The following is a 25943-nucleotide window of genomic DNA, read 5'->3' as shown; positions in this document are numbered from 1 at the left end:
CCGTGGCGACCGGCCCTGGGCATGACCGCACCCGGCGAGGCATCACCAAAGCAATCAGGCCCCGCGGAGCTCGTCGAGGCAGTCCTCGACGACCGAGGCGATGAGGCGCGCCTGCTCCGCGCCGTCGTTGAGGCAGGGCACGTAGCGAAGCTCGGCCCCGGGGACCGCCGCGGCATCGAAGCAGCCGCGAAGCTCGTACTCCACATCGTAGAGGGTCTCCAAGCAATCGATTGAAAACCCCGGACACACCATGAAGGTCCTCCGCGGCACGCGGGCGAGGTCGGCAAGCGCATGCGATGTAAACGGGCCCTGCCATGTGCGGTTGTCTTCGAAGGGAGACTGGTAGGAGAGGCGCCACGATGCCTTTGGGACCCCGAGGCGCTGCGCCACCTGGCGGCATGTCGCCTCGACCTGGTGAACATAGGTGTCGCCCTCTTCCACATGGGCGCACGGAATGGAATGGAACGAGAACAAAAGCATGTCGTGTGCGGCATCGAAGCCGTCCCGCTCGATTCGCGCCGCCACGGCATCGAGATATGCAGGGCGCGACGCGTACTCCTCCACCTCGATGAGCGGGGGATTCCAGTCCAGAGCCGCGAGGGCGCCGCGCAGGTGCGTCAAGGCGGACGCCGTAGTCGATGATGCGCTTTGCGGGTAGAGCGGCACCGCGACAACGCTCGAGCAGCCGGCATCCCTCAGCTCGGAAAGCGCCCGTGCCACCGAGGGCTGCCCATAGCACATGGCGGGGCGGACCACGAAATCGGCCTCGGGCCGGCGCCGGGCAACCTCTGCCTGCACGCTCCGAGCCAAACGACCCGCGATGGAGACGAGCGGAGAGCCGTCCTCGCGCCAGATGCGGCGATACTTCTCCGCCGATGCCTCCTGTCGACGCGGGAGCACGAACAGGTGCAGCACAATCCACCAGAGGGGCCCGGGCAAGGGGCGCACGCAGGGGTCCATGAGGAATTCCGCGAGATAGCGCCGGACCGCGGAGGGCTCGGGCGCGTCGGGCGAGCCCGTGTTTATCAGCAGCACGCCCACCCGGTCGACGCGCGCACTGGAATCCATCATGCGCTCTCCCCCGAGCGATCCGCCAAGGACCGCAGCAACGAGATCTCTCGCGCATAGCCCGCAGCGTCATTGGGCGTCTCGAGGATGAAGGGCAGGTTGCGCAGCGCTCGATGGGAAACGATCCGGGCAAAGACCTGCTCGCCACCTCCCAGTCCATCGGAGCCCAGATAGCCCTCTCCGATGCAGGCATGACGGTCCTTGTGCGCGCCGCAGGGGTTCTTCGAGTCGTTGACATGCACGGCCTTGAAGCGCTCGAGCCCAATCACCCGGTCAAAGTCGGCGAGCACGCCGTCGAGGTCGTGGACGATATCGTAGCCGGCATCGCTCACATGGCAGGTATCCAGGCAGACGCCCAGCTTGCCGGCAAGCTCCGGCCGCCGGTCCTCAACGCCCTCGATGATGCGGGCGAGCTCTTCGAAGCTGCTGCCGACCTCGGTGCCTTTGCCCGCCATGGTCTCGAGCAGCACCTGTGTGCGTTGATGCGGCTCCATCACCGAGCACAGCGCATCCACGATCAGCTCGATGCCGCACTCGACGCCCTGCCCAACATGCGCGCCCGGATGGAAGTTGTACAGGTTTCCCGGCAGCACCTCGAGCCGCTCAAGGTCCTCGCGCATCGCCTCGAGCGCAAATGCCCGGGCATGCTCCTTTGCCGAGCAGGGGTTGTAGGTATAGGGGGCGTGAGCCACCAGCGGGCCAAAATCGTGCTCGGCAAGCATGGCGCGCAGACGCTCGACATCGTCCATGTCAAGCGCGCGCATCGCGCCGCCGCGGGGGTTTCGCGTAAAGAACGCAAAGGTGTTCGCGCCGAGGGCGAGCGCATCCTCGCCCATCGCGGCAAACCCTTTGGCTATAGAGAGATGGCATCCAATGGTGAGCACCGCGCCCGCCTTCCTCGAAACTTACACCCAACAGGCACCAGATACCATAGCAGATTGTAAAGGCCTGCAAATCAGCGCTTCCCAAGCAGTTTGAGCGCAGCCCCCACCGGGCCCGGGGTCAACCTGCGTCGGACATCATCCAGGCGCTCGGGGATATCGATATGCTGGGGACAATGGCGCTTGCATGCACCGCACCTCACGCAGTTGGTCGCAAGCTTTGGACGGCCGCTGCGGATGGCGGAGGCGGTAAAGTACTGCGACACGCCGGTGAACCAGCTGTGGGCATACGATGCGTTATAGGCCGAAAAGCACCCCGGGATGTTGATGCCCTGGGGGCAGGGCATGCAATAGTTGCATCCCGTGCACGGCACGCGCTCCAGCCGCTGAAAGACCTCGACCACCTGCTCGATTGCCTCCAGCTGCCGCGCCCCCATCGAATGGGGAAGCGCCGACGCCGCGACGGCGGCGTTCTCGTCAACCTGCTCGGGAGACGCCATGCCCGAGAGCAGCATGGTCACCTCGGGATGGTTCCACACCCATGAAAGCCCCCAGGCGGCGGGCGTCGAAAGCTCGGGCGTCGCCGCTCGCTCGAGGATGCGCTCGGCCTCCGGGGGCAGGTGCTGGGCAAGCCTGCCTCCGAGCAACGGCTCCATGACGAAGACCGCCAGGCCGCGCGACGCGGCGGCGCGAAGCCCCGCAGTCCCCGCCTGATAGTGCTCGTTGAGATAGTTGTATTGGATCTGGCAGAAGTCCCAGGAAAACGCATCGAGCATCACCGGGAAGTCGCCCGCGCTGCCGTGATAGGAAAACCCGATGTTGCGGATGCGGCCCGAGGCCTTTTGCCGGGCGATCCAAGCCTCGATTCCAAGCGATTGCAGGCGCTCCCACTGCAAGGGGCTCGTGATGTTGTGAATGAGGTAGTAGTCGATATGGTCGCGGCGCAGGCGACGAAGCTGCTCGTCAAAGAGCCGATCGAAGTCTTCGGAGCGCTTGCATGAACCATGGGGCAGCTTGGTGGCGAGCAGCACCTTGTCACGAAGCCCAAGCCTCTCGAGCGCCAGGCCGACGCACTGCTCGTTTCCCGGGTAGAGATAGGCGGTGTCGAGATAGTTGATGCCCTGCTCGCACGCACGCCTGATGATGGCCTCTGCCGCCTTTTGGTCCGGCCGCCCCAGCGCAAAGCCGGGAAACCTCATGCAGCCAAGGCCGAGGGCAGAGATCTTCGTGCCGTCGGTAGGGGTGACTCGATATTGCATGCTACCTCCTCGCGTCTGGCCGCCGCGCCGCCGCAGGAGGGCAGCGCCACTCTAGAGCAGCTGATCCGCCGTCTCTTGCAGCGCAGCCTCGTCGTGGCGGCGCTCGAGCTCGCGCACCACCTCGGATGCCATGAAGGCGACGGCCGCGCCCACCATAAGCGCGACGCCCCAAAAGACTTCTGACATAGTACCCCCTATCTGGCCCCGGCGAGCATGTCGCCGGACTGTGGCCTCTCCAACCTTACGCCCCACCCGACAGAGACCGGCAAAGTCTTTGTAAGCGCTTGGCAAAGAGCGCCCGGGGCCCGCCGGCATGAGCAGCGGGCAGGACGGACGGCAGACACCGTCCCATCGAGGCGCCGCGGCGACCACGGACGAGACGCCCTGTGGGCGAAATGCGCCGCTCGACGACGGCGTCCTCGCTTTTTTCCCGAAGCATCTTGCGCGGCGGGGACGGCGCGCGACAATGTATGCCCGGTGCACTGACGCCCAACCAGAAAGGAACCCTGTGAAGGTAACCATCTACACCGACGGATCGGCGCGAGGCAATCCCGGCAACGGAGGATATGGCGCCGTGCTTTCATACACCAACCCCCGCGGCGAGACGTTCGTCCGCGAGCTCTCGGGCGGATACGAACGGACCACCAACAACCGCATGGAGCTCATGGGGGTCATTGCCGCCCTCGAGGCCCTCAACCGCCCGTGCCAGATCGAGCTGCACTCGGATTCCCAGTATGTGGTGAACGCCTTCAACAAGCATTGGATCGACGGGTGGATCAAGCGCGGCTGGAAGACGGCGGCCAAAAAGCCCGTCAAAAACGTCGACCTCTGGAAACGGCTGCTTACGGCGAAGGAGCCGCATCAGGTCGAATTCATCTGGGTGAAGGGCCATGCAGGCCACGAGCTCAACGAACGCTGCGACGAGCTTGCAACCACGGCGGCAGATTCGGGTAGACTGAGCATCGACACCGGTTTCACCGCGGCAGACGCCGACTAGGGGGCGCCCCATACAGGCCACGACCCGCCCGCGAGCCCCGCGACGCCTGCCTGCCTCGTCATCAAGGAGGCCCACATGCTTCGAATCGCCACCATCGGAACCAGCATGATCACCGACAACCTCATCGAGGCGCTCAACCAAAGCGATCACGCGGTCTTTGTTGGCACGCTCTCGCGCGACGCCGAGCGCGCCGCGTCCTTCACCAAAGAGCACGGCGGCTCCCGTCCCTTCACAAGCCTCGAGGAGCTCGCGGCGTCCGACGAGGTCGACGCCGTCTACATCGGCTCCCCCAACGCGCTCCATGCCCCGCAGGCGCTCGCCTGCATCGCTCAGGGCAAGCATGTGTTTGTGGAGAAGCCCTTCGCCTCAAACCGCGCCGAGGCTGCCAAGGTCTTTGCCGCGGCAGAGCGCGCGGGCGTGGTGGCGCTCGAGGCCATGCGCCCCGTACACGACCCGGCGTTTGCCACCGTTCGCGAACTGCTCTCACGCCTGGGGCAGCTGCGTCGCGCGAGCATCCGCTTCGGCAAGTATTCCTCTCGCTATGACAACATCCTCGCTGGCGAGCGCACCAATATCTTCGACTGCGCCATGGCGTCGGGCTCCCTCATGGACATCGGCGTATACCCTGTCGAGGCGACGGTCGCGCTCATGGGAGAGCCGGAATCGATCTGCTTCGCCCCGGTTCTCCTCGATGAGTCGACCCGCGACATCACCAACGGCGCCATCGACGGGGCGGGAACGATCCTTGCCCGCTATCCGGGCCGCGTGGTCGAAATCGCCTTCTCGAAGATCACCAACGACGACCTGCCCGTTCAGTTTGAGAGCGAGACGGCGACCATGACCCTGGATTCCATCTCGGTCCCCTCGCACGCGAGCATCTCCTATCGCGGCAAGGTCGAACGTGGCTCCGCGAAGGTCATGCGCTCCCAGGAAGGCGGCCGCACCGAGGAGTTCAACCTCCCCACCTGCCCCAACACCATGACCTACGAGCTCGAAGACTTCATCGCCGCCGTCGAGGCGGTGCGCTCCGGATGCCCCGCCGGCGATGCCCCCGCGGGCGAGTATGGCACCGTGGGAACGTTCCGCGGCCTGACGCTCGCAACCCTCTCCGTCATGGACGAGGCGCGCCGGCAAGCAGGCATCGTCTTCCCCGCAGACGAGCCTGCAGCCAAGCAGGAGGCCGCACGCGAAGAGGCATGCGCCGCATGCCAGGAGAGCGCCGGGGACGGCGCAGGGGAAGGCCGGTGATCCCATGGGCTTTTTTGACCGCTTTCGCACCTCGGGCAACTCGGGCGGCCCCATCGACCCCACGCTGCGCAGCCCCTGCGAACGAGACCTCATACGCCGCCTCCAGGAACGCCTGAACGAGGGCAACGCCCCGCTGCGCCTCAGCCTGCTGTTCAAAGGCACGGTCCAGGGCGTGGGCTTCCGCTGGACCAACCAAGGGGTCGCAAACAAGCAGGGTTTGACGGGCTGGGTGAAAAACCTGAGCAGCGGACGCGTGGAGCTTGAGGTGCAGGGCACGCCGGCGGCGATCATCAAACATCTCGACGGCGTGCACGGCTACTACAACCACGCCGGCTACGAGATCCTCCTCGAGCAAGAGCGCGAGCTCCCCCTCGTCGAAGGCGAGGACGGCTTCGACGTCCGCTTCTAGCGCAGAACGCTTTTGCCTGTTGTGTGGGGCGTCTCAAGAACGCGTGTGAAAAGGCTATGCATGGGATAACATTATTCTGAAAGCGAAAGCGACCCCTTGCTCGCGACATTCGGCACGCACGCGGCATCGATCAACGCGACGCGGAAGGAGGGCAACTTGCGACGCAGGAACACACGGCAGCGCAAGCTCATTCTGGACATCGTCCGCACGATGGACAACCATCCCACCGCAGACGAGATCTTCCTCGTCGCCCGCGAGCGTGACCCGCACATCGGTCGCGGCACCGTGTATCGCAACCTCAACCTTCTCGTCGACGACGGCGAGATCCGCATGCTCAAGACTCCGGGCGGCAGCCGCTTCGACTGGCGTTGCGACGAGCACTCCCACGTGCTGTGCACCTCGTGTGGCACCGTCGCGGACATGCCGCTCGCCTACGACCACGCCCTCGACGCCCGGGCCTCGTCGGCGACCGGGTATGCGGTGGCCTCGCATTACACCTTCTTCGAAGGCCTTTGCCCCGCCTGCCTCAAACGGGAACGCCCCGCGGAGGACCCTCGAAAGGCGCAGGGCGCAACGGCTTAGGATAGGGCCCGGAATTAGAAGCGGCGACAACGAGCAGGCGGGGCGCCCCGGAAATCATCCGAGGCGCCCCGCCCGATCATGTGCAGGATGTGCGGTCGCCGCAAGCCTAGTCGTCCTCGACCTCGACGAGCTCGATATCAAAGTTGAGATCCTTGCCGGCGAGCTCGTGGTTCGCATCGAGCAGCACGCCCTCGGCGTTCACGTCGAGCACCACGACGGGCACCGGCATGCCGCCAGGGCCGGACAGGAAGAGCTTGTCGCCCTTCGCGATCTGCTCGATGTTGGGGACCTGGGCCGCCGGGAACTGCAGGATCAGGTCGTCGCGACGCTCGCCATAGGCGTCGGCGGCAGGAATGTGCACCGACTTCTTCTCTCCCACCACCATGTCTACGACCGCTGCGTCGAATCCGGCGATCATCTGATGGGCGCCGCAGGTGAACTCGATGGGCTCGCCGCGATCATAGGAGCAGTCAAACTGGGTGCCGTCATCCAGCGTTCCCCGGTAGTGTGCCTTGACCTTCTTGCCTTGATTGGACATGCGTCCCTCCTTGGAACCGAGGGGCACCGATCGAGGCAGAAGCTCCGGCAGGCCCCTGCCCGAACACGTGCGCCCACTATACCCGACTTGCGACCTCAGGGCATGGCAAGCCGGCAATCCACGAGAAATGTCGGCAGGAGACAGGCCCCGGCAAGCCTGGGACATGTCCCCGCTTTGCTATACTCCGAGGTACAGCCGCACGCAACGACGCAGAAAGAAGGGCTCATGGGATATCAGGGCGACCCCCTGTCAGGCGGTCGCGACGGACGGTCGTTTGAAGTCGTGCTGGACACAACCGAAGGACCCATCTCCGTCGAAGTCGAGCGCAGGCGGGTCAAGAACCTCAACCTGCGCGTACGGCCCGACGGCTCGGTTCATCTGAGCATGCCCCTCCGCGGCACGCGGGCTGACGCCGAAGACTTCTTGGCACGTCGACGCACCTGGATCGCGGAGCGCGTCGCCAAACGGCGCGAGCATCTCGCCCGCCTTGAAGAGGAGCCGCTTTGCGACGGAACCGTTGCCCTTTGGGGCGAGCGCGTATCGCTCATCGGCGCCCTCAGAGAAACCGGCCTGGCAGCCGCACTTTCGCTGTCCACGCCCGAGGACGAAAGCGAGCTCGATACCGAGGCGGCATCCCGCAAGACGCTCGACCCCCTTGTGCACGCGGAGCTCTCCAAGGCCCTCTACCGCTACGAGCTCGAGTGCGCGCTGCCCCTCGTCACCGAACGGGTCGAAGCCCGCCTCGGCGTTCACGCCGACCGATGGCAGGTGCGCCACATGACGAGCCGATGGGGGTCATGCACCCCGGAAAGCAGGAGTATCCGCATCAGCTCGCTCCTCGCGGCATACCCGCCCATCTGCCTCGAGTTCGTCGTGACCCATGAGCTCGTCCACCTCATGGAGCCCACCCACAACGCACGGTTTCACATGCTGCTCGACATCTACTGCCCGCACAACCGCGCCATCGCCGCCCGCCTTCGGCAACCCGCCTGAGCGTCTTCCCATGGATTGCCGGGCGGCGAGCTAGTACGTGCCGGCCATGCCATCGCCCATCGCCCAGACATGGCCTGCGGCACATGAGCCATGAAGGGCGACCGAGAGCTCTTCTGCGACCGGGAACCAGCGCGTGGACAGCACGTCGCGGCCGCCGTTTGCATACACCTCGACCGCCGAGGCGTCCACGAGCACGCGCAGGTCCCGTGCGGTATCATCGGCGTCATCTGCATCAGGCCCGACTGCATGCTGCAGTTCCTCGTCTCGGTGGTCATCGCGATCGTGTGCACGTTCGTCATCACCCTCGCGTTCGCCAAGACCATCGGGCGCAAGCAGCTGGCAACCCTGTAGCCTGCAACCCTGCCGCCTGGCAGGTTGCACCCCTGCAGCCGAAAGGCGAAGACCGATGTGCCGTCGCCTCTCGGCACATCAGCGAGACGGAGCGACCTCCATATCGGACTGACCCCGCCAACCATCGGATTAAAGGAGCACGACGTGCGCGGCATCGAGCAGACGGGCCACCTCAAGGCGCCGCTCAACTGGATCAACGACCCCAATGGGTTCATCTACTACCGCGGGCAGTACCACCTGTTCTATCAGTACTTCCCCTATGCCCCGAGCTGGGGAACCATGCACTGGGGGCACGCGGTGTCGCCCGACCTCATCCACTGGGAGCACGAGGGAATCGCCCTCTTCCCCACGAAGCTCGCCGACCGAAACGGCTGCTTCTCCGGCAGCGCCATAGAGCGCGCGGGGCGCCTGCACCTCTTCTACACCGGCGTCCGCTACCTCGAGACCGACCCGGAGAACATCCACAAACACCTGAACAACCGGTTCGAATCCTGCCAGATGGAGCTCGTCTCCGCCGACGGGCGGCACTTCGACAACCTGGACGCCAAGCGCGTCATCATCCCGGCGATCACCGATCCGGAGCTGGGCGACGCCACCCATACGCGCGACCCGAAGGTCTGGCGCGGGCGCGACGGCTACCACCTCGTGCTCGGCACGACGGTCCACCGCGACGGGCGCCTTCTCATCTACCGCAGCGACGACCTTGGTACCTGGGAGCTCGCCGGCACGGTCGAGCGCGACGGTCTCGGCTGGATGTGGGAGTGCCCCGACTGGTTCGAGGTCGACGGTACCGGCGTCCTCATGGTCTCCCCCATGGGCCTGCTCGACGACGGCGCGGCGCCCACCGACATGACCATCTGCATGCTCGCGGACTTCGACGAGGACACCTGCCGCATGACGCTTGCCGACAGCTATCAGTTCTTCGACTACGGCCTCGATCTCTACGCGCCGCAGAGCGCGCTCGACGCCGAGGGGCGCCGCACCATCATCGCCTGGCTGCGCATGCCCGCCGCGGTGGAGGCTGCCGAGGGCACCTGGCGCGGGATGATGAGCCTGCCGCGCGTGGTTGAGGTGGCAGGCGGCCACATCTACTTCCGCATCCACCCCAACGTGCGCGCTGCCTACCGCCTGCCGGTGTCCCCCGAGCAGGCCTCGGCGCGCACCGGCTACCACCTAGCCATCGAGCTGCACGAGGGCGAGTCGCTCGACCTCGGCGGATACCGCATCGCGCGCACGGGCGGTCGCATCGTCGCCGACCGCAGCGCTGTGTGCCCGCACAACGGCAAGTGCCGCCTCACCTCCGAGACGCCCGAGGTCCGCGAGGGCGATCGTCTCGACATCTTCGTCGACGCGAACATGGTCGAGACCTACGTGAACGACGGCGAGTACGTGCTGAGCCACGCGGTCTTTGGGCTCGAGGACCGCATCGACGTGCATGCCGCCGCGACGCCGGAGCTCCACGCCCTCGGCTGATATGTAGATCCTCCTGTCAAGTGCCAAGACCGCCCAAGCCCATGTTTCCATGGGCGGGGGCGGTCTTCCTATATCCGGTCCGGGGCGGCGGCGCGGCGGAGAGCCTGCAGGCTTCAGCGTTGGCCTTCGCGGGGCGCATCCCGCGGCTCCTGAGGCGCTCGGACTTCACGTGGAGCCTGCGGTTGGCCTCCGCGGCGATCGAGCGGGCGTGTACGTCGAGGCCGATGCTGGTACGATAGATCATGGCTGGGACCTCCTCATGAATGCGGTGCGGACGCCGTCCATGGCTGCATCCTAACCCGCGACGCCCCGAAGGTGGGCCAGCTTCATGGAGAGAGGCTCCAGCCACCTCTCATATCTTCTAGCGCGTGCGCTCGATCTCGACCGCCACGCTCGTCAGAGGCAGCCCGATCGGCGCCCACGGCTTCTCCAACCTGATGCGCACGCCCAGCAGCTGTCGATAGCTTTCCAACAGGTGCTTGGCCAGCGCCTCGGCGGCGGCCTCGATCAGCTTGAACGTATGGTCGCGCATGAAGGCGTCGATGTCATGGGACACGGCGCCGTAGTCGATGGACGCGTCGAGGTCATCGGATTCGCCCGCCGGGCGCAGATTCGCATAGAGGGTCGCCGAGACCACGAACTTCTGCCCCAGCTCGGTCTCCGCGGGATACACGCCGTGGTTCGCCCATACCTCAAGCCCGGAAATCACGATCTTGTCGGCATGCTCGAGCATCGCCGGGTCGACGGCGGCAAGCTCGCGACGGGCCATGGGCACGCCCGCCTTGTCGCGATGGGCGAGGCGGCGCTCCTCGCCTGCAGACGTGTCTTCGGGCAGCTTCTTGTCACACATGAACATCACTCCATCCTCCGCGCCGACGGCCACGATGCCGCCGGCGCCTTCGCAGTTCCAGTGATGTTCTATACCCAAAGGCACGGCTCGCAATGCCGGAACACGCGCCGGCGCGGCGTGAGAAGCGTGGCAGCGAGCCCCCTGGGAAGGCACGGGCGATGCCTGGCGCGAGGGCAGGCCGGCTCCGGGGCCCCGCGTCTATACCCGTATGTCGAGGTTCTTTTTCTCGTCAGGCCAGCTGCACGCGTCCCGCACCACTGCGGGACAGGCGAAGCAGGCGCGCGACGCCTTGTCGGCTTGAAAGAGCAGTCGCTCGAGCATGCCCGCCCCCTCGCGCAGACGGCGATGCCCGCGGATGGCGGCAAGGATCGCCTCGCGGTCGGCCGGCGCAAAGGCAAGGTCGTCGGGCAGGCTGTCCAGGACCCGCGCGGCGATGCGGGCCCCGCCCACCTCGTGGGGCTCTCCCCCCTCGTACTGACCCGCCTTGCCAACATCGTGCAGCAACGCGGCAGCATAGACCACCTCGCGGTCGATGCCACACCCCAACTCGAGGTTTCGCGCCCACATGATGCGCGCCGTGTCCAAAAGATGTCGCATTCCATGCCGGCAGAACACCCGGTCGCGCTCGAGTCGCTCCAGGCGACGATACTCATGCTGGAAGACGGGATGCTCCCATATCGCCTGCACCCGCGGCAGCTCCTCGAGACCCATCTTGTGACGCGCGACCTGCTCCACCGTGCCTCCCGCCTTACACGGACCCGCATCGTCTTGAGACGTGACGGACCCTCGCCTGCAACCTACATGCTATGCGTGGTGTATACGGGCTCATCTTGCCACAGGCGCACGGATTCGGCGAGCGAGCAGCCATTCTCGGCTGCCGCGGCGCGCGTGGCGTTGAGGTCGATGAGCCGCTGGTTCGAAGACCCGTGGAAACGCAGCGTGATGTCGTAGAGGTCCTGCACGAAGGGGCCGTCGACGAGGACGTCGATGCAGCCCAGCAGGCGCTCGGTGACCTCCGTGTGATGGCGCCCGCCCTCCATGAGTTCCTCGAGCCGGTCGCCCGTGAAGCACCAGATGGTCTTCGCGGGCCCGCCGCTCGCCCCCACGCCGCGCGGGAAACGCTCTCGCACCCGCTCGACGAACTCTACGAGCCCCCGCTGGTTCTCGGGCTCCATGGGCTCGCCGCCCAAAAGGGTGAGGCCGTCGCAGAACTCATGGTCCAGGCTCTCGATGATCTTGTCTTCGACCTCTGCCGTGAAGGGCCTGCCTGCAGAAAAGTTCCACGCCGCCTCGTTAAAGCAGCCTGGGCAGCCACGCCGGCAGCCGCTCACGAACAGCGTGGTCCGGACCCCCTCGCCGTTTGCGATGTCGAAGTATTTAATCTCGGCGTAATTCATAACATGCCTTCATTCCCCGCGCAGGCGCGATGCGCCTGGAGAGACAGGAAAACCGACAATGATGCAGATAGCAGCTCGCACTGCCCTGGCAACGATATGGCGGAGCCCCCGACCATGTCGTCTCGCGCGCAGTTCGCGCAGCGCTGCTTGAGCACGAGATGGCATGTCGGGGGCTCCGCCCTGAAACCGCTACAGATGCAGCACGCGGTCGCGAATCTCCTCGGTGCGCCCCTGGTTCCAGAACTGGGTGCCGATGTAGCCGCAGGTACGGCGCGCCACGTTCAGCTTCTCCTGGTCGCGGTTGCCGCAGTTGGGGCACTCCCAGACCAGCTTGCCGTCGTCCTCAACGATCTTGATCTCGCCGTCGTAGCCGCACACCTGGCAGTAATCGCTCTTGGTGTTGAGCTCCGCGTACATGATGTTGTCGTAGATGTACTGCATGACGCGGATTACAGCCTTGAGGTTGTCCTGCATGTTGGGCACCTCGACATAGGAGATGGCGCCGCCCGGCGACAGGGCCTGGAACTCGCTCTCAAACTTGAGCTTGTCGAAGGCGTCGATCTCCTCGGAAACATGCACGTGATAGCTGTTGGTGATGTAGCCCTTGTCCGTGACGCCGGGAATGATGCCGAAACGACGCTGCAGGCACTTGGCGAACTTGTAGGTGGTGGACTCGAGCGGCGTGCCGTAGAGCGAGTAGTCGATGTTCTCGGCGGCCTTCCACTCGGCGCACTTGTCGTTCATATGCTGCATGACCGCGAGCGCGAAGCCCTTGCCGTGCTCGTCGGTATGGCTGGCGCCCGTCATGTACTTCACGCACTCGTAGAGGCCTGCATAGCCCAGCGAGATGGTGGAGTATCCGCCGTAGAGCAGCTTGTCGATGGTCTCGCCCTTGTCAAGGCGGGCAAGCGCGCCATACTGCCACAGAATCGGCGCGGCGTCGGAGAGCGTGCCCTTCAGACGGTCGTGGCGGCAGCGCAGCGCCTTGTGGCACAGCTCCAGGCGCTCGTCGAAGATCTCCCAGAACTTCTCCTCGTTGCCCGCGGAGGACAGCGCCACGTCGGGCAGATTGATGGTCACCACGCCCTGGTTGAAGCGGCCGTAGTACTTGGGCTTCCCAGGCTCGTAGTTCTTGGCGCGGGCCACGTTGTCAAAGCCGTTGCCCGAACGGTCGGGCGTGAGGAAGCTGCGGCAGCCCATGCAGGTGTAGCAATCGCCCTCGCCCGGCTTCTCGCCCAGGCTCAGCTTGAGCTCGCGCATCTTCTTCTCGGAGATGTAGTCGGGCACCATGCGCTTGGCGGTGCACTTGGCCGCGAGCTGCGTCAGGTAGAAGTAGGGAGAGTCCTCGTGGATGTTCTCCTCCTCAAGCACGTAGATGAGCTTGGGGAACGCAGGCGTGATCCACACGCCCGCCTCGTTCTTCACGCCCTCGTAGCGCTGGCGGAGCGTCTCCTCGATGATCATGGCGAGGTCGTGCTTCTCGGCCTCGGTGCGGGCCTCGCCGAGATACATGAACACGGTCACGAACGGCGCCTGGCCGTTGGTGGTCATGAGGGTCACGACCTGATACTGGATGGTCTGCACGCCGCGGCGGATCTCATCGCGAAGACGGCCCTCGACGACCTCGGACACCTTGTCGTCGGGAGCGTCGACGCCGAGCTCCTCGAGCTCGGCCTTCACCTGGCGACGGATCTTCTGGCGGCTCACCTCGACGAAGGGCGCCAGATGCGTGAGCGAGATGGACTGGCCGCCATACTGGCAGGAGGCCACCTGCGCGATGATCTGCGTGGCGATGTTGCACGCCGTCGAGAAGCTGTGGGGACGCTCGATGAGCGTGCCGGAGATGACGGTGCCGTTCTGCAGCATGTCCTCGAGGTTCACGAGGTCGCAGTTGTGCATGTGCTGAGCGAAGTAGTCCGAGTCATGGAAGTGGATGAGGCCCTCGTTGTGCGCCTCCACCACATCGGAGGGCAGCAGCACGCGCTGGGTGAGGTCCTTGGAGACCTCGCCCGCCATGTAGTCGCGCTGCACCGAGTTGACGGTGGGGTTCTTGTTGGAGTTCTCCTGCTTGACCTCTTCGTTGTTGCACTCGATAAGCGACAAGATCTTGTCGTCGGTGGTGTTCTTGGTGCGCTTCAGGCTCTGGACATAGCGATAGATGATGTATTTGCGCGCGACCTCGAACTTATCAAGCGCCATGATCTCGTCCTCGACGAGGTCCTGGATCTCCTCGACCGAAACGGTGTGCCCGGCGTTCTCGCACGCCTCGGCGACGTTCTGCGAGGCGTAGATGATCTGACGCTCGGTAAGGCGATAGGCCTCGGGAACGTCGAGATTCGCCGCGCGGATAGCGTTCTCGATCTTGGTGATGTCGAAGGCGACCTCGACGCCGCTTCGCTTGATAATCTTCATGCTCGCTACCTTTCGCACCCAATTGCTGGGTGCTTTGCGTTCCTTCGCGTGACTCGGATATCAACTATACCTGCACTTTTCGCACCATATTCTGTGAACTTTGTAGACGGATTCACTACATGTTGTGTTTTAGCAGGTCAGGCTGATTGATTTTTTGATGAGCACATTCTGTGCCCCCGCCAAGTCTTGAAGCGCGCTCAAAGGCGCGAAGCCACTACCTGCGGATGCTCGAAATCGGCTATTGGAGGAAACGCGCGCATCCTCAAGAGCCTTCCACAAACCGGCGTCGGCGAGTGGCAGAGATTCCCCCTTGACCAAGATGTAGTGCCGAGCGCGGTCGGGCGCGTCTCCACCGGATTGCATAAGCCGGGGACGCCGTGCACCGCAAAGCCGCCCTCCGTGTCGTGGGGGCTCCGCCTTCGCTTCAGGAGGCAGCCCGCTGGGACTCTGGAAGAGCAGTACCCACCACTTTACGCAGCCCCGCCGAGGCCGGGGGGGCGCCTGTTACATAAAACAGCTCGCTGGGGCCCTGGGGCAGCGTCCGCCGCATAGAGCGGCTCGCCGGGGGCCCTGGAAGCCTCGACCCCTATTCCCCCATAGAAAACATGCAATTCTTTACGTTTTGGCGACAAAAACGTAAAGAATTGCATGCTAAGGGAGCGGACAGCCCAGAATCTGACGACGATGCTCAACGCGACGCATCGCCTGGACCGACAGGCGCTCGTAAGCGGCGCACGTCTCAGCCTCGGCGGGCGTCCCGGACGTTGTGCGCAAGCCCCAGCCCGGCGGGCGCCCAAGCGCGGCGCGCAGGCCCCAGGCCCGGCAGGCGTCACGGACCCAGCTATCTATATCTTGGGGCCCGCCGCACAGGACCGCGGCGGGCGGTGCCGGGCCTACCCCACCGGCAGCTCGACGGTGAAGGTGGTGCGGCCAGAGGCGCTCTCGGCAAAGATGCGCCCACCATGAAGCTCCACGATTTCGCGCGCGATGGCAAGGCCCAGGCCCGCCCCGCCCGTCGAGGACGCCCGCGCCTCGTCCAGCCGGAAGAACTTGTCAAAGATCGCCTCGAGCTTGTGCGGAGGGATGGTGACGCCTTCGTCGGTCACCGTCACGCGCACCAGGTCTCCTGCGCCGGCGTCTCCGGCCGAACCGGAGCCTTGGGCACCTGCGCCCCGGGCGGCGAGCCCTGCGCCGTCGGCCGCCTCCTCGCAGGCCGCAAGATTTGCCGTCACGACGATCTGCGTCCCTTCATGGCTGTAGGCGATGGCGTTTTTCAGCACGTTGTTGAACACACGTGCCAGCCTCGCGGCGTCACCCATGACCATGAGCGGCTCGCCGGGATCATCGGTGGTGGCGAGATGTCCCGAGACCTCGAGCCTGATCGAATTGCCGTGGGCGCCGAGCAGCGGGTAGAACTCGTCGGTCATCTGCACGAGCAGAAACGACAGGTCGACCGGCTCCACCTCGAGCTCGATATGCGTCAGGTTGTAGCGCGTGATGTCGAAGAACTCGTTGATGAGGCGCTCCAGGCGGCGCGCCTTGTCGAGCGTGATGCCAACATAGCGGGCGCGCTGCTCGAGCGGCATCTCGGGAATCTCGTCCAGAAGCGACAGGTATCCGATCACCGAGGTGAGGGGCGTCTTGAGGTCGTGCGCGAGGTAGGTGATGAGGTCGTTTTTGCGAGCCGCCTCGTCGCGCAGCGCGCGCTCGTGCTCGAGCATCTGGTTTTTCACCTGGGTCGCCTGCAGCGCAAAGGCGTCGTATCCCTCGGGGAACACCTCGCTCGCCTCGGCGTCGTGACGCATGTAGAACGACAGCAGGGAGGCCGCCTCGTCGATTGTCTCGCGCGAGCGGCGGCGCGCATACCACCATGCGACGGCGGCCGACACCACGACGAGCACGACCACGAACACGAGGCCCAGACGCAAAAAGAACTCCTTGGCGCCGGTGGGGTTGAAGACCAGGTTGTAGGTGACGCCGGTCTGGTAGTCCACCTCCCAGGTGCTCACAAAGGTGCTGAAGAACCAGTTGACGAAGGCGCCGTTGAGGCCGTCGTCGACAAAGCGGAACAGCAGCACATACAGCATGATTCCCACGGCGATGCCCGCGATCACGACCGCGACGACCCTCAGGCGCTCGCGGCCAGAGCGGTCGCACGGGCCGCCGACGGGCGCGCTCGCCGCATCGCGGACAAAGCCCGTGTCGGACGCGGCGCCCGCGGGGGCGACAGGCGTATGCGACGCCCCTGCAGGCGCCCGATTGGAGGGGTCGGCACCCGTTGGAGCCATCCGGCGTTTATCGCTCAATTTTGTAACCACATCCCCATACGGTCTTTATGTACTTCGGGTCTTCGAAGGAGTCTCCCATCTTTTCGCGCAGGTGGCGTATGTGCACGGCGATGGAGCCCGACCCCTTGTCGTAATAGGTATCGCCAAACGTCTTGAAATACAGGTCGCGCGCCGAGACGACCGATCCGTTCGCCTCGAGCAAGATGCGCAAGATCGAGAACTCGGTCGGCGTGAGCGACAGCGGGCGCTCGTTCAGGGTGCAGGCATGGCCAGGGACGTCCATGACCAGGCCGGCATAGGCGATCACCTCGCCGGGCCGACGCGCGGCATGGGCGTCGCCCTCCGGGGCATCGGCGTCGACTCCATAGCGCTTGTAGCGCCTGAGCTGCGCCTTCACGCGAGCGACCAGCTCGAGCGGCAAGAACGGCTTGGTCACGTAATCGTCTGCGCCCAGGGTGAGGCCGCGAATCTTGTCGATCTCCTCCCCCTTTGCCGTCAGCATGATCACGGGGTAGGTATGGTGCTCGCGGATCTTGCGACAGAGCTCGAAGCCGTCGGTGCCCGGCATCATGACGTCGAGCACCGCCAGGTCGATGGGCGCGGCAGACGCGTCCTCGACGCGCGCGAGCGCGCTGTCGCCGTCAGGAAACGCCTCGACTGCAAACCCTTCATTTTCCAGATAGACCTGCACCAGGTCGCAGATCTCTCGCTCGTCATCCGCGACGAGGACCCTCTCGCCCGCCATGCTCCTCCTTACGTCTCGCCTGGCACAAGCGTAGCGCGCGGCGCGCGGCTAATGTTAAACGAATTCTTAAGGTGAGCGCCCACGCGTGCGACGTCACGAACGGTAGATTCGGGGCAGGCGCGGACCAAGGCGGGAGACGAGCTCGTTCGCGATGGTGCCCGCATCCGCAGCGACATCCTCCATCCGCGCGCAAGCGGCGCCCGACCGCCCCACGATGGTGGCGACATCGCCCGGCCGCAACTCGAACTCCACATCGTGTTCGATTGACCCGTGTCCGCGCGAGATGCATCATAGGATAAGAACACATGTTCTACCGATGAGTCGTTGGGCAGGAGGCGGCGCCATGCACAGAAGGAAGCGCTACGTGGGCGTGACGCTCAAGGTGGACACCGCCGGCGTGGCGCGGCCGGTCGCTGTCGACTGGAGCGACAAGATCTCCTACCCCGTCGACGAGGTCGTCGACATGCGCCACACGAAAGGCAGCATCGGTGGCGACGAGGGGGTGCGCTACACCTTGCGCTTCGGAGGCGTCACCACCTACCTGTGGCGCACGGGCAAGTTCTGGTATGTGGAGGAGAAGGTCATCGATACCGACGAGCCGCTGCCCTAGCCCTGCCGCCCACCGAGCCTTTCATTCTCCTTGCGCAGCAAGGTGACCGCCTGCGCCCGTCGCGGGTACAAGAAAGGGCGGGCTCGCCCCGCGCGAGTCCGCCACCTACAACGAAGGGAGCCTCATGGCACGCATTTTCAACAGCCCCGGCAAGTACATCCAGGGCCCCGACGCCCTCGCAGAGCTGGCCCGCTACGTCGAGCCCCTGGGCACCAAGGTCCTTGCGCTCGCCACGCCCTCAGGCATCGAGCGCGTAGGCGACAAGGTGCGCGGCGGCTTTGAAGCCTCGAAGGCGGACGTGATGTTCGAGGCGTTTAACGGAGAATGCTGCGACACCGAGATCGAGCGCCTATGCGCGCTCGCGCGCGAAGCCGGCTGCGACGTGGTGGCGGGCATCGGCGGCGGCAAGATGCTCGACACCGCCAAGGCCGTGGCCTACTATCTGGACGCCCCGGTGGCCGTGTGCCCCACGGCCGCATCGAGCGACGCCCCGTGCAGCGCGCTCTCCGTCATCTACTCTGAAGACGGCGTCTTCGACCGCTACCTGTTCCTCAACGCCAATCCCGACATCGTGCTCATGGACTCCTCGGTGATCGCAGCCGCGCCGGCGCGCCTGATCGTCTCCGGCATGGGCGACGCGCTCGCCACCTACTTCGAGGCCAAGGCATCGGTGGATTCAGACAGCGACACCTGCGCGGGAGAAAAGGCCACGAGCGCCGCGCTCGCGCTTGCCCGCCTGTGTTTTGACACCCTTATGGCCGACGGCGTCAAAGCCAAGCTCGCCGTGGAGGCGGGCTGCCTCACCCCGGCGGTCGAGCACGTCATCGAGGCCAACACGCTGCTGTCGGGCATCGGCTTTGAAAGCTGCGGGCTGGCCGCGGCGCATGCGGTGCACAACGGCATGACGCAGCTTCCCGAGACCCATGCGATGCTGCATGGCGAGAAAGTCGCCTTCGGCACCCTCGTGCAGCTCGTGCTTGAGAACGCCCCCACCGAGACCATCGAGCAGGTGCTGGGCTTCTGCATGGAGGTCGGCCTGCCCATGACGCTCGAGGCGCTGGGCGTGGAAGACGTGGCGCGCGAGCGCATCATGGCCGTCGCCGAAGCCGCATGCGCGCCCACGGACACCATGGGTAACATGCCCTTCTCCGTCACGCCCGACATGGTATGCGACGCGATCCTGGCGGCCGACGCGCTGGGCCACTACTACCATCTGGAGTGTTAACGGATCCGTCTCTCATGCAGCGCTCGCAAAGGATGCCCGAGCAGCGCCCGAGACGTGCAGGCAGGACCGAAATCTACGCTCCAACGAGCACCGTTACAAGCGGAATGCTCGCAATCGAAGCGATGATGGAGAGAAACGTCGTCTGCAGCATGGGCATGGCATCCCGCCCATGCTGCAGGCAGAACAGAATGCCTGCGGTGGCAACGGGCATGGAGCAGTCGACCACCACGATGCCCAGCTGGTAAACATCGAGTGGAAAGAGCCTCGCGACCGCCAGGCTCGCCAGCGGAATCGCCACCAGACGCACGGCGCAGGCGACATAGGCGCGCCAGTTGCCCAACATGGCGAGCGGCTTGTAGTTGGCAAGCGAAGACCCCGTGACCAGCAGGGCGAGCGGCGTGGTCATCTGCCCCACGATCGCGACCGAATCGCCCACAAGCCCCAGGTCGTTCACCCCGGCCATCGCCAGCACGAGCACCACGACGCTCATGATGAGCGTGGGGCTCTTGAGCGACGAGACGGCGCGGCGAAGCCTGCGCCGCAGGCCCGTTTCGGAATCGGCGTCGAACATGATCGCCCCTGCGCTGAACAGCACCACGTTGGCCGGAATGAGCGAGATCGCCGCATAGAGAAGCGCCTCTTCGCCGAAGATCGCCGAGATGACCGGCAGTCCGATGAAGCCGCAGTTTCCGAAGGCCATGGCAAACTGGTATACGCCGCGCGCATCGGCGGGGACGCGCATGGCCGCCGTCGCCACAATGGCAATGGCGATGGCGACGATGTAGGCGGCAAAGGTCGCCGCGATGATGGCGAGCATGACGCCGGTCTCGGGAAGCTCGGGCGAGGTGCCCAGCGACGAGAGGATCGTGCAGGGCAAGGCGATGTTCATCACGAGGCGCGAGATGCCCGAATCGAGCTCGTCGTCAAGAAAGCCCAGCTTATGAATGGCCCAGCCCAACAGGATAGGCAGCGACACCATCAGCATCTGCAAGGCGACAAACTCGAACTCCACGGCACTTCCCCCACAACGCTCCATCGGCCCGGCTGCTGGCGTAGCCTACAGCTGCCGGGTTGCGAACACGTTACGACCTCCAGATTGTACCGCCTTGCCGATCGGGCGCCTCAAAGGCATGCTCCCCGCGCCCAGATTCGCGCGGCACGGCGCCGGGCGACGTGCTAGAGTCTTTGCGAACGATTCCCGGGAGCCCCGCGCCACAAAGCGCGACGCGACGCGCCCCGTGCTTGCACCCGATTCATTTCCATGGAGGTATCCATGACCGAATGGCTCATCAGGCACTTCGTGCCCGACGCAGACAACACCACAAGCCCTGCGGTTCGCAGCGCAACAGGACAGCTCGCCGGCATCGTCGGCATCCTGTGCAACGTCGCCCTGTGCCTGGCAAAAGGCACCGTCGGCGTGCTCTCGGGGTCGGTCTCGATCGTGGCGGACGCCGTGAACAACCTTTCCGACGCGTCGAGCAACATCGTGAGCCTGCTTGGCTTCAAGCTCGCCAGCCGCCCCGCCGACCCCGAACACCCCTATGGCCACGGCCGCTATGAATATCTCTCCGGCCTCGTCGTCGCGGCGCTTGTGATGGCTATCGGATTCGAACTCGTGCGCTCGTCGATCGACAAGATCGTGAACCCCGCCGCCACGGAGTTCTCCGCCGCTCTCGTGGGCGTGCTCGCGGCATCGATCGCGGTCAAGTTCTGGATGGCCGCGTTCAACCGCAACCTCGGCCGGCGCATCTCTTCGGAGACGCTCGCCGCCACCGCCATCGACTCCCGCAACGACGTCATCTCCACCGCCGCCGTGCTCGCCTGCGCCGTCATCTCGCATCTCACCGGCATCGACCTTGACGGATGGGCGGGGCTCGCCGTCGGCGTCTTCATCTTGTGGAGCGGCGTCGGACTGGTGCGAGACACCATCAATCCGCTGCTCGGCCAGGCCCCCTCGCCCGAGCTGGTGGCGCATATCCGCAACAAGATCATGAGCTACCCCGGCGTGCTCGGAACGCATGACCTCATGGTGCATGACTACGGCCCGGGCCGCCAGTTCGCCAGCGCCCACGTCGAGATGGCGGCGGAAGAGGACCCCAGGGAAAGCCACGACCTCATCGACAACATCGAGCAGGACTTCAAGACCGAAGACAGCCTCATCGTGACCTTGCACTACGACCCCATCGTCACGAACGACCCCGCCGTGCACGACATGCGCAACTGGATAGACCGCGCCGTGAAGGACATCGACCCACGCATCACCATCCACGATCTTCGCTGCGTGCCGGGCCCCACCCACACCAACGTGATCTTTGACTGCGTGCGCCCGTCCGATCTGCCGCTCGGCGAGGACGAGCTGCGCCGGAGCGTCGCGGCCATCGTGTCGAAGCACTATCCGCGCACCGTTTGCAAGATCACCATCGACGAGAGCTACGTGAGCTCGCAGCAGTAGCCCGACGCCGCCTCGGGCCGACGCCCCCAGATGCCGCCCCCGAGGCATCCTATCCCGATATCCTATCCCGCCGCCCCGGGATCAAAGCCGTATTTCTCCATCTGCCGCACCACGAGGCGCTGCCTGGCAGCGGCGGCGTCCTGGTCGGCGGACAGCACGTTGGGGGCGTTCGGGAGGCCCGCCATCAGGGTGCTCTCGTAGTCGGTCATGTCCTGCGGCTTCTTGCCCAAAAGGCCCGGCGCCGCCTGCCCGATGCCGGTAAAGCCGTCACCGAAATAGGCCGAGTTCACATAGAGCTCGAGTATCTCCCGCTTGCTGTAGAGCGCCTCGAGATCGAACGCCATGAAAACCTCGGCGACCTTGCGTGAGAAACGCTTTTCCTGCGTGAAGAAGAGGTTCTTGGCGAGCTGCTGCGTGATGGTGCTGCCTCCCTCGCGCAGGGAGAGCGTGCGCAGGTCGTTCACCGCGGCGCGGCAGATGGCGATCGCGTCGATGCCGCCATGCTCGTAAAACCGGTGGTCCTCGACGGCGACCACCGCGTCCAGGTATACCTGCGGCAGCTCGTCGATAGAGGTGTACCCGGGCTCCTCCTTAAGCTCGGCGACCGCCTCCTCGATGCCATGACGTGACAAGGCGTCGCGATAGAGCCCGTAGCCGCGCCAGGCGGTGACGGCGCACACGGCGAGCACGAGCACGAGCGCCGCGAGCAGAACTCGTTTGAGCACCTTCGCCAACAGTCCCATCTCCACCTCCGTCCATCTCCTCCATTGTGGGGCATCGCCTGCAAAAAGAAGCCCGCGACGGCAAGGTAGTCGGTGACAGTTTTGAAAGGTTGCCCCGGCGGCAGGACGTGCGGCCGAAGGGCGGCGGCCTACACGCTCGCCGCGGAGTAGGCCTAGCGAAGCTCCGGCGTCCGCCGCAGCTGCTCGGCAAGCACTTCAAGAAAATGGTCGAGGACAGCCGTACGCCTGCCACGCCGCACGCGCACCCCGAGCGTCACCACGGGAAGCCCCTCGATGGGGATATAGCGCAGCAGCGGCACCTCCATGGCGGGGATGCCCGCCTGCACGGTAAAGGCGACGCCCGCGCTCGCAAGCGCGAGCGCGACCTCTATGTTGTAGGCCATCATGACGCGCTCGGGAGGCATGTGCGACGCCGCCGCGCGCTGAATCTCGACGGTGGCCGCGGCGCAGTGGTGCGGGTCCCCCACCGCCAGGCGCCCTCCATCCGCCAGTTCGTCAAGCCCCACCCTGTCGCGGCCGGCGAGCGGGTTTTCCGGCGAGCACACGCACACGGACGGACAATCCAGCATGCGTCGAAAGACCGACGCCCCGTCCGGCTCGCCATGGGGATCCCGGCTCTCCAGCAGCACGTCGACCAAACCGTTTTCCAGCATGGAGCGCAGGGCGCCGAAAGGCGCCATCCGCACGACGGGGTCGAAGCCCTCGTGCTCCTCGTTCATGCGCCGCAGCGAGGACGACAGCATCTGTGCCTCGAGCCCGTCATGCACCCCGATGCGCAGCTGGTGGGCGCGCGGCTGCTGCCTATGCTTGAGCCGGCGGACCTGACCGCTCCTGCGCGCCCCTATGCCCTGCCGCTCAGAAGATAGCGCACCTCGTAGGGCTCGAGCGCAAGGGTGCCGTCCAGATGGAGCGGCGCATCGTCGGCGGCCGCGAGCATGTCGACGAAATCGCCCGCGAGCTCTGCCGCCTGCAAGCTGAAAGGCTCGCCCACGGCGTTCACCGCAACCAGCACGCGCTCGGCGGGCGCGCCGTCCGACGCCTCGGCCACGCGCTCAAAAAGGAGCTGCTTGTTCGTGATCACCACGTTGCGGTAGGTCCCGTAGCACAGCGCCCTCGATCCGGCTCCCCCGCCCGTGCGCGCGGCGATGAGACCCTTGATATACGCGGTGAGCTCGTTGGACATGGGCTCGTCGAACGACGGGCGCAGATCCCAGTCGTCATGGGCCCCCTTATGGCCCTCCTGGCCCCACTCGCTGCCATAGTACAGGCAGGGGATGCCCGGCATGCCGAACAGCAGGCCGTAGGCGGGGCGAATGCATGCCGGATCCGTAAGGATGCTCGCCAGGCGCGTGACGTCATGGTTGTCCGCAAACGACAGAAGGTGCAGTCCGCGGTAGATGCACCACGGGTCGCCGCCGAACTGCCTGTGCAGCGAATGGGCGATCTCGAACATGTTCGTGCTGTTGAAGCTCGAATACAGGCCTTTGTAGCACTCATAGTTCGTGCAGGAATGAAGCATCTCCGGATTGACGAGCTGGCTGTAGTCGCCATGCAGCGTCTCGCCGATGAGCACGAACTCGTGCTCGGGTCCAGACGCCGCCGTGAGCTCGCCGGCGACGCCGCGAAGCCGACGGATGAAGTCGTGGTCGAGCGAATAGGCGACGTCGAGCCGCAACCCGTCGATCATGAACATGGAGCGCCACTTGCGCACACAGTCCAGCAGGTACTCGACCACCTCGTTGTTGCGCAGGTTGAGCTTCACGAGGTCGAAGCAGCCCTCCCAGCCCTCGTACCAGAATCCGTCGTTGAACGCCGAGTTGCCGTCGAAGTTGGTAAAGAACCAGTCGCGGTAGCGCGAGTCCCAGCGCTTCTCGCGAACATCCTGGAATGCCCAGAACTCACGTCCCACATGGTTGAAGACGGCATCGAGCACCACGCGGATGCCGTGCTCGTGGAGGGTCTTGACGACAAAGGCAAGGTCTTCGTCGGTTCCCAGGCGACAGTCGACGTGATGCAGGTCGCGCGTGTCGTACCCGTGGGTGCTGGAATCAAAGACCGGGTTGAGCAGCACCGCGCCCACGCCCAGCTCCTCCAAATAGTCCGCCCAGTCGGCGACCTTGCGGATGCGCGAGACGGTCACGCCGTCGTTTGTGTGCGGCGCGTCGCAAAACCCAATGGGGTAGATTTGGTAGAACGCACTCTCATATGCCCACATGACTACCTCCCTGTTGACGGTTTGTCCATGTGCCAGTGTAGCGTAGGAACGCCCGCCACGGACCAGAACCGCTCTCCGCCCGAATCCTGCCGTTCGCCGACCGGCCGCGCCGAGTCCCGATCCGTCGCGCGATCGAGGCACCCGCGCGATTACGCCACGCCCCGACGCGCCAGAAAGGCGCATGCGAGGTCGAACCACGGACGCACCGCCTGCTGGCGGTCCTCGTTGTCAAAGCTGGTGTTGTCGTTTGCCACCGAGAGCCCGTGTCCGCCCTGGTCGAACACATGCACCTCGTGTGCCACGCCTTCGCGGGCGAGCGCAGATGCAAAGGCATGCACCTGAGCGATCGGGCACGTCTTATCGTCGGAGGTGCCCCACATAAAGGTGGGCGGCACGTCGCGCGTCACGTGCGTGGTGGGACAGACCTCGGCAAGGCGCTCCTCGGTCGCCTCGCCGCCCACGACCATCGAGAGGTAGTCGTTGAGCAGGTCGCGCCCCGTCTTCCCGCCTGTCTTGGGCACGCGCAGGTCGATGCGGGGGTCGCGCGTCTGCTCGTCGCGGGTAACGCGAAGGTCGAGCAGGGGATAGCCCAGCACCACCGCGTCGGGCCGGATGCGCTCGGGACGGTCCCCCACCAAGGCGGCAAAGTCGCGGTCCTTCCATGAGGTCGCGACCGAGGCGCACACAAAGCCGCCCGCCGAGAATCCCACCGCGCACACCTTCGCCGGATCGACGCGCCAGGCGTCGGCGTTTGCGCGCACCGTCGAGAGCATGCGGCCCAGGTCGACCTCGGGATTGGGATAGGCGACCTCGCCGGTGGAGCTCGTCACATAGTCCAAGACAAATGCCTGATAGCCCGCATTGAGAAAGGCGAGCGCGACCGGCTCCTGCTCATGCTCGGCGATGCGGGTGAACGCCCCTCCGCCGCAGATGATCGCGGCAGGCCTGCGCGCATCTGGCTTTGCAGGAAGCGGGTCGGCGAGATATGCCGTATAGGTTGCAGGACGGTCGGCGGTCGCCTCGTCGCCCCAGAGGGCGTGCTGCTCGATAATCATGTGGTCTTTGCTCCATTCGTAGACGTTTCAGGTGCAGTTCTATCTGCGCCCCGGCATGCGACGAGGCCGGTCGGCCCCGTCTGTGTCCAGGCGCACCCTCCAGCCGCCAGCCCCGCGCGCAGGACGGCGGCGGTCGACATGGTTCAAGCATG

General features: G+C 65.3%; 27 protein-coding genes and 2 pseudogenes. 9 read left to right on the top strand and 20 right to left on the bottom strand.

What is annotated here, in order from left to right:
• Positions 1 to 54: 54 nt before the first annotated feature.
• The 4 genes from hemH to H6A15_RS10535 all read right to left on the bottom strand — a co-directional run bounded on the left by hemH (position 55) and on the right by H6A15_RS10535 (position 3394).
• A complete protein-coding gene (hemH, locus tag H6A15_RS03110) occupies positions 55 to 1071 on the bottom strand; it encodes a ferrochelatase (RefSeq protein WP_204672227.1) in 1017 nt (338 codons plus the stop codon).
• Positions 1068 to 1952, bottom strand: a complete 885-nt coding sequence (locus tag H6A15_RS03105) for a deoxyribonuclease IV (RefSeq protein ID WP_204672226.1) — start codon at positions 1950 to 1952, stop codon at positions 1068 to 1070. The genes hemH and H6A15_RS03105 overlap by 4 nt, the downstream gene beginning before the upstream one ends.
• Positions 1953 to 2023: 71 nt before the next feature.
• Positions 2024 to 3208 (bottom strand): aldo/keto reductase, encoded by a 1185-nt coding sequence (locus tag H6A15_RS03100; RefSeq protein WP_204672225.1) that lies wholly within the window; start codon positions 3206 to 3208, stop codon positions 2024 to 2026.
• Positions 3209 to 3259: 51 nt separating this feature from the next.
• Positions 3260 to 3394, bottom strand: coding sequence for a hypothetical protein (locus H6A15_RS10535; RefSeq protein WP_275060815.1), 135 nt, complete (start codon positions 3392 to 3394; stop codon positions 3260 to 3262).
• Positions 3395 to 3674: 280 nt separating this feature from the next.
• Between H6A15_RS10535 and rnhA the strand changes: the two genes are divergently transcribed.
• The 4 genes from rnhA to H6A15_RS03080 all read left to right on the top strand — a co-directional run bounded on the left by rnhA (position 3675) and on the right by H6A15_RS03080 (position 6444).
• A complete protein-coding gene (gene rnhA / locus H6A15_RS03095; protein WP_204672224.1) occupies positions 3675 to 4205 on the top strand; it encodes a ribonuclease HI in 531 nt (176 codons plus the stop codon).
• Positions 4206 to 4280: 75 nt separating this feature from the next.
• The gene (locus tag H6A15_RS03090) at positions 4281 to 5453 is read left to right on the top strand and encodes a Gfo/Idh/MocA family protein (RefSeq protein WP_204672223.1); all 1173 of its coding nucleotides are present in this window, start codon (positions 4281 to 4283) and stop codon (positions 5451 to 5453) included.
• A gap of 4 nt (positions 5454 to 5457) precedes the next feature.
• Positions 5458 to 5862 (top strand): acylphosphatase, encoded by a 405-nt coding sequence (locus H6A15_RS03085; protein ID WP_204672222.1) that lies wholly within the window; start codon positions 5458 to 5460, stop codon positions 5860 to 5862.
• A gap of 156 nt (positions 5863 to 6018) precedes the next feature.
• A complete protein-coding gene (locus tag H6A15_RS03080; protein ID WP_204672221.1) occupies positions 6019 to 6444 on the top strand; it encodes a Fur family transcriptional regulator in 426 nt (141 codons plus the stop codon).
• A 106-nt stretch (positions 6445 to 6550) separates the two neighbouring features.
• Here the strand turns inward: H6A15_RS03080 and H6A15_RS03075 are convergent, their stop codons facing one another.
• The gene (locus H6A15_RS03075; protein ID WP_204672220.1) at positions 6551 to 6982 is read right to left on the bottom strand and encodes an FKBP-type peptidyl-prolyl cis-trans isomerase; all 432 of its coding nucleotides are present in this window, start codon (positions 6980 to 6982) and stop codon (positions 6551 to 6553) included.
• A 225-nt stretch (positions 6983 to 7207) separates the two neighbouring features.
• On the opposite strand from H6A15_RS03075, the gene H6A15_RS03070 reads away from it, so the two are divergent.
• A complete protein-coding gene (locus tag H6A15_RS03070; protein ID WP_204672219.1) occupies positions 7208 to 7975 on the top strand; it encodes a M48 family metallopeptidase in 768 nt (255 codons plus the stop codon).
• Positions 7976 to 8005: 30 nt separating this feature from the next.
• Here H6A15_RS03070 and H6A15_RS03065 read toward each other — a convergent pair whose 3' ends face one another.
• Positions 8006 to 8170 carry a GH32 C-terminal domain-containing protein gene (locus H6A15_RS03065; RefSeq protein ID WP_204672218.1) on the bottom strand — a complete coding sequence of 55 codons (165 nt, stop codon included), beginning with the start codon at positions 8168 to 8170 and terminating at the stop codon, positions 8006 to 8008.
• Between the two features lie 300 nt (positions 8171 to 8470).
• Between H6A15_RS03065 and H6A15_RS03060 the strand changes: the two genes are divergently transcribed.
• Entirely contained in the window at positions 8471 to 9799 is a 1329-nt protein-coding gene (locus H6A15_RS03060) for a GH32 C-terminal domain-containing protein (RefSeq protein WP_204672217.1), read from the top strand.
• A gap of 16 nt (positions 9800 to 9815) precedes the next feature.
• Here H6A15_RS03060 and H6A15_RS03055 read toward each other — a convergent pair whose 3' ends face one another.
• The 9 genes and pseudogenes from H6A15_RS03055 to H6A15_RS10530 form a co-directional block, all read right to left on the bottom strand.
• Positions 9816 to 10043: a hypothetical protein gene (locus H6A15_RS03055; protein ID WP_204672216.1), complete on the bottom strand. Its 228-nt coding sequence runs from the start codon at positions 10041 to 10043 to the stop codon at positions 9816 to 9818.
• Positions 10044 to 10160: 117 nt separating this feature from the next.
• Complete coding sequence (gene folB, locus H6A15_RS03050; protein WP_204672215.1) at positions 10161 to 10649, bottom strand: dihydroneopterin aldolase; 489 nt, start codon at positions 10647 to 10649, stop codon at positions 10161 to 10163.
• A gap of 198 nt (positions 10650 to 10847) precedes the next feature.
• Complete coding sequence (locus H6A15_RS03045; protein WP_342635801.1) at positions 10848 to 11384, bottom strand: HD domain-containing protein; 537 nt, start codon at positions 11382 to 11384, stop codon at positions 10848 to 10850.
• Positions 11385 to 11446: 62 nt separating this feature from the next.
• Complete coding sequence (gene nrdG, locus H6A15_RS03040) at positions 11447 to 12046, bottom strand: anaerobic ribonucleoside-triphosphate reductase activating protein (RefSeq protein WP_204672214.1); 600 nt, start codon at positions 12044 to 12046, stop codon at positions 11447 to 11449.
• A 189-nt stretch (positions 12047 to 12235) separates the two neighbouring features.
• Positions 12236 to 14458 carry an anaerobic ribonucleoside-triphosphate reductase gene (gene nrdD / locus H6A15_RS03035; RefSeq protein WP_204672213.1) on the bottom strand — a complete coding sequence of 741 codons (2223 nt, stop codon included), beginning with the start codon at positions 14456 to 14458 and terminating at the stop codon, positions 12236 to 12238.
• Positions 14459 to 15351: 893 nt separating this feature from the next.
• A pseudogene (locus H6A15_RS10710) lies at positions 15352 to 15762 on the bottom strand (sensor histidine kinase); the annotation flags it as partial.
• An 84-nt stretch (positions 15763 to 15846) separates the two neighbouring features.
• A pseudogene (locus H6A15_RS10705) lies at positions 15847 to 16143 on the bottom strand (sensor histidine kinase); the annotation flags it as partial.
• 610 nt (positions 16144 to 16753) lie between these two features.
• Positions 16754 to 17491: a response regulator transcription factor gene (locus H6A15_RS03025; protein WP_204672212.1), complete on the bottom strand. Its 738-nt coding sequence runs from the start codon at positions 17489 to 17491 to the stop codon at positions 16754 to 16756.
• A 93-nt stretch (positions 17492 to 17584) separates the two neighbouring features.
• Entirely contained in the window at positions 17585 to 17743 is a 159-nt protein-coding gene (locus H6A15_RS10530; RefSeq protein ID WP_204672211.1) for an alanine racemase C-terminal domain-containing protein, read from the bottom strand.
• 91 nt (positions 17744 to 17834) lie between these two features.
• Here H6A15_RS10530 and H6A15_RS03015 point away from each other — a divergent pair, with 91 nt between their 5' ends.
• A complete protein-coding gene (locus H6A15_RS03015; RefSeq protein WP_204672210.1) occupies positions 17835 to 18101 on the top strand; it encodes a hypothetical protein in 267 nt (88 codons plus the stop codon).
• Positions 18102 to 18225: 124 nt separating this feature from the next.
• Positions 18226 to 19326 (top strand): glycerol dehydrogenase, encoded by a 1101-nt coding sequence (locus H6A15_RS03010; RefSeq protein ID WP_204672209.1) that lies wholly within the window; start codon positions 18226 to 18228, stop codon positions 19324 to 19326.
• Between the two features lie 73 nt (positions 19327 to 19399).
• Here H6A15_RS03010 and H6A15_RS03005 read toward each other — a convergent pair whose 3' ends face one another.
• Positions 19400 to 20338 (bottom strand): AEC family transporter, encoded by a 939-nt coding sequence (locus tag H6A15_RS03005; RefSeq protein ID WP_204672208.1) that lies wholly within the window; start codon positions 20336 to 20338, stop codon positions 19400 to 19402.
• A 261-nt stretch (positions 20339 to 20599) separates the two neighbouring features.
• Between H6A15_RS03005 and H6A15_RS03000 the strand changes: the two genes are divergently transcribed.
• Complete coding sequence (locus tag H6A15_RS03000; RefSeq protein WP_204672266.1) at positions 20600 to 21778, top strand: cation diffusion facilitator family transporter; 1179 nt, start codon at positions 20600 to 20602, stop codon at positions 21776 to 21778.
• 62 nt (positions 21779 to 21840) lie between these two features.
• On the opposite strand, the gene H6A15_RS02995 is transcribed toward H6A15_RS03000, so the two are convergent.
• The 4 genes from H6A15_RS02995 to H6A15_RS02980 all read right to left on the bottom strand — a co-directional run bounded on the left by H6A15_RS02995 (position 21841) and on the right by H6A15_RS02980 (position 25791).
• On the bottom strand, positions 21841 to 22521 hold the full coding sequence (locus H6A15_RS02995; RefSeq protein WP_239462298.1) for a biosynthetic peptidoglycan transglycosylase: 681 nt from the start codon (positions 22519 to 22521) through the stop codon (positions 21841 to 21843).
• A gap of 152 nt (positions 22522 to 22673) precedes the next feature.
• Positions 22674 to 23366 carry a LysR substrate-binding domain-containing protein gene (locus tag H6A15_RS02990; protein ID WP_204672264.1) on the bottom strand — a complete coding sequence of 231 codons (693 nt, stop codon included), beginning with the start codon at positions 23364 to 23366 and terminating at the stop codon, positions 22674 to 22676.
• Positions 23363 to 24736, bottom strand: coding sequence for an alpha-amylase family glycosyl hydrolase (locus H6A15_RS02985; RefSeq protein WP_204672207.1), 1374 nt, complete (start codon positions 24734 to 24736; stop codon positions 23363 to 23365). The genes H6A15_RS02990 and H6A15_RS02985 overlap by 4 nt, the downstream gene beginning before the upstream one ends.
• 149 nt (positions 24737 to 24885) lie before the next feature.
• On the bottom strand, positions 24886 to 25791 hold the full coding sequence (locus tag H6A15_RS02980; protein WP_204672206.1) for an alpha/beta hydrolase: 906 nt from the start codon (positions 25789 to 25791) through the stop codon (positions 24886 to 24888).
• Between the last annotated feature and the right edge of the window lie 152 nt (positions 25792 to 25943).

It is taken from the genome of Enorma phocaeensis, from assembly GCF_016901575.1.
Taxonomy (GTDB): domain Bacteria; phylum Actinomycetota; class Coriobacteriia; order Coriobacteriales; family Coriobacteriaceae; genus Limicola; species Limicola phocaeensis_A.
The sequence above is the reverse complement of the archived record's forward strand: the minus strand, read 5'-3'. Positions and strand labels throughout refer to the sequence as shown.

Excerpts from the sequence above, each read along its gene's own strand:
- hemH (WP_204672227.1), bottom strand. The coding sequence starts at position 1,071 with ATGATGGATTCCAGTGCGCGCGTCGACCGGGTGGGCGTGCTGCTGATA.
- H6A15_RS03100 (WP_204672225.1), bottom strand. The coding sequence starts at position 3,208 with ATGCAATATCGAGTCACCCCTACCGACGGCACGAAGATCTCTGCCCTC.
- H6A15_RS10535 (WP_275060815.1), bottom strand. The coding sequence starts at position 3,394 with ATGTCAGAAGTCTTTTGGGGCGTCGCGCTTATGGTGGGCGCGGCCGTC.
- rnhA (WP_204672224.1), top strand. The coding sequence starts at position 3,675 with ATGTATGCCCGGTGCACTGACGCCCAACCAGAAAGGAACCCTGTGAAG.
- H6A15_RS03090 (WP_204672223.1), top strand. The coding sequence starts at position 4,281 with ATGCTTCGAATCGCCACCATCGGAACCAGCATGATCACCGACAACCTC.
- H6A15_RS03085 (WP_204672222.1), top strand. The coding sequence starts at position 5,458 with ATGGGCTTTTTTGACCGCTTTCGCACCTCGGGCAACTCGGGCGGCCCC.
- H6A15_RS03075 (WP_204672220.1), bottom strand. The coding sequence starts at position 6,982 with ATGTCCAATCAAGGCAAGAAGGTCAAGGCACACTACCGGGGAACGCTG.
- H6A15_RS03070 (WP_204672219.1), top strand. The coding sequence starts at position 7,208 with ATGGGATATCAGGGCGACCCCCTGTCAGGCGGTCGCGACGGACGGTCG.
- H6A15_RS03055 (WP_204672216.1), bottom strand. The coding sequence starts at position 10,043 with ATGATCTATCGTACCAGCATCGGCCTCGACGTACACGCCCGCTCGATC.
- folB (WP_204672215.1), bottom strand. The coding sequence starts at position 10,649 with ATGTGTGACAAGAAGCTGCCCGAAGACACGTCTGCAGGCGAGGAGCGC.
- nrdG (WP_204672214.1), bottom strand. The coding sequence starts at position 12,046 with ATGAATTACGCCGAGATTAAATACTTCGACATCGCAAACGGCGAGGGG.
- nrdD (WP_204672213.1), bottom strand. The coding sequence starts at position 14,458 with ATGAAGATTATCAAGCGAAGCGGCGTCGAGGTCGCCTTCGACATCACC.
- H6A15_RS03025 (WP_204672212.1), bottom strand. The coding sequence starts at position 17,491 with ATGGCGGGCGAGAGGGTCCTCGTCGCGGATGACGAGCGAGAGATCTGC.
- H6A15_RS03015 (WP_204672210.1), top strand. The coding sequence starts at position 17,835 with ATGCACAGAAGGAAGCGCTACGTGGGCGTGACGCTCAAGGTGGACACC.
- H6A15_RS03010 (WP_204672209.1), top strand. The coding sequence starts at position 18,226 with ATGGCACGCATTTTCAACAGCCCCGGCAAGTACATCCAGGGCCCCGAC.
- H6A15_RS03000 (WP_204672266.1), top strand. The coding sequence starts at position 20,600 with ATGACCGAATGGCTCATCAGGCACTTCGTGCCCGACGCAGACAACACC.
- H6A15_RS02995 (WP_239462298.1), bottom strand. The coding sequence starts at position 22,521 with ATGGGACTGTTGGCGAAGGTGCTCAAACGAGTTCTGCTCGCGGCGCTC.
- H6A15_RS02985 (WP_204672207.1), bottom strand. The coding sequence starts at position 24,736 with ATGTGGGCATATGAGAGTGCGTTCTACCAAATCTACCCCATTGGGTTT.
- H6A15_RS02980 (WP_204672206.1), bottom strand. The coding sequence starts at position 25,791 with ATGATTATCGAGCAGCACGCCCTCTGGGGCGACGAGGCGACCGCCGAC.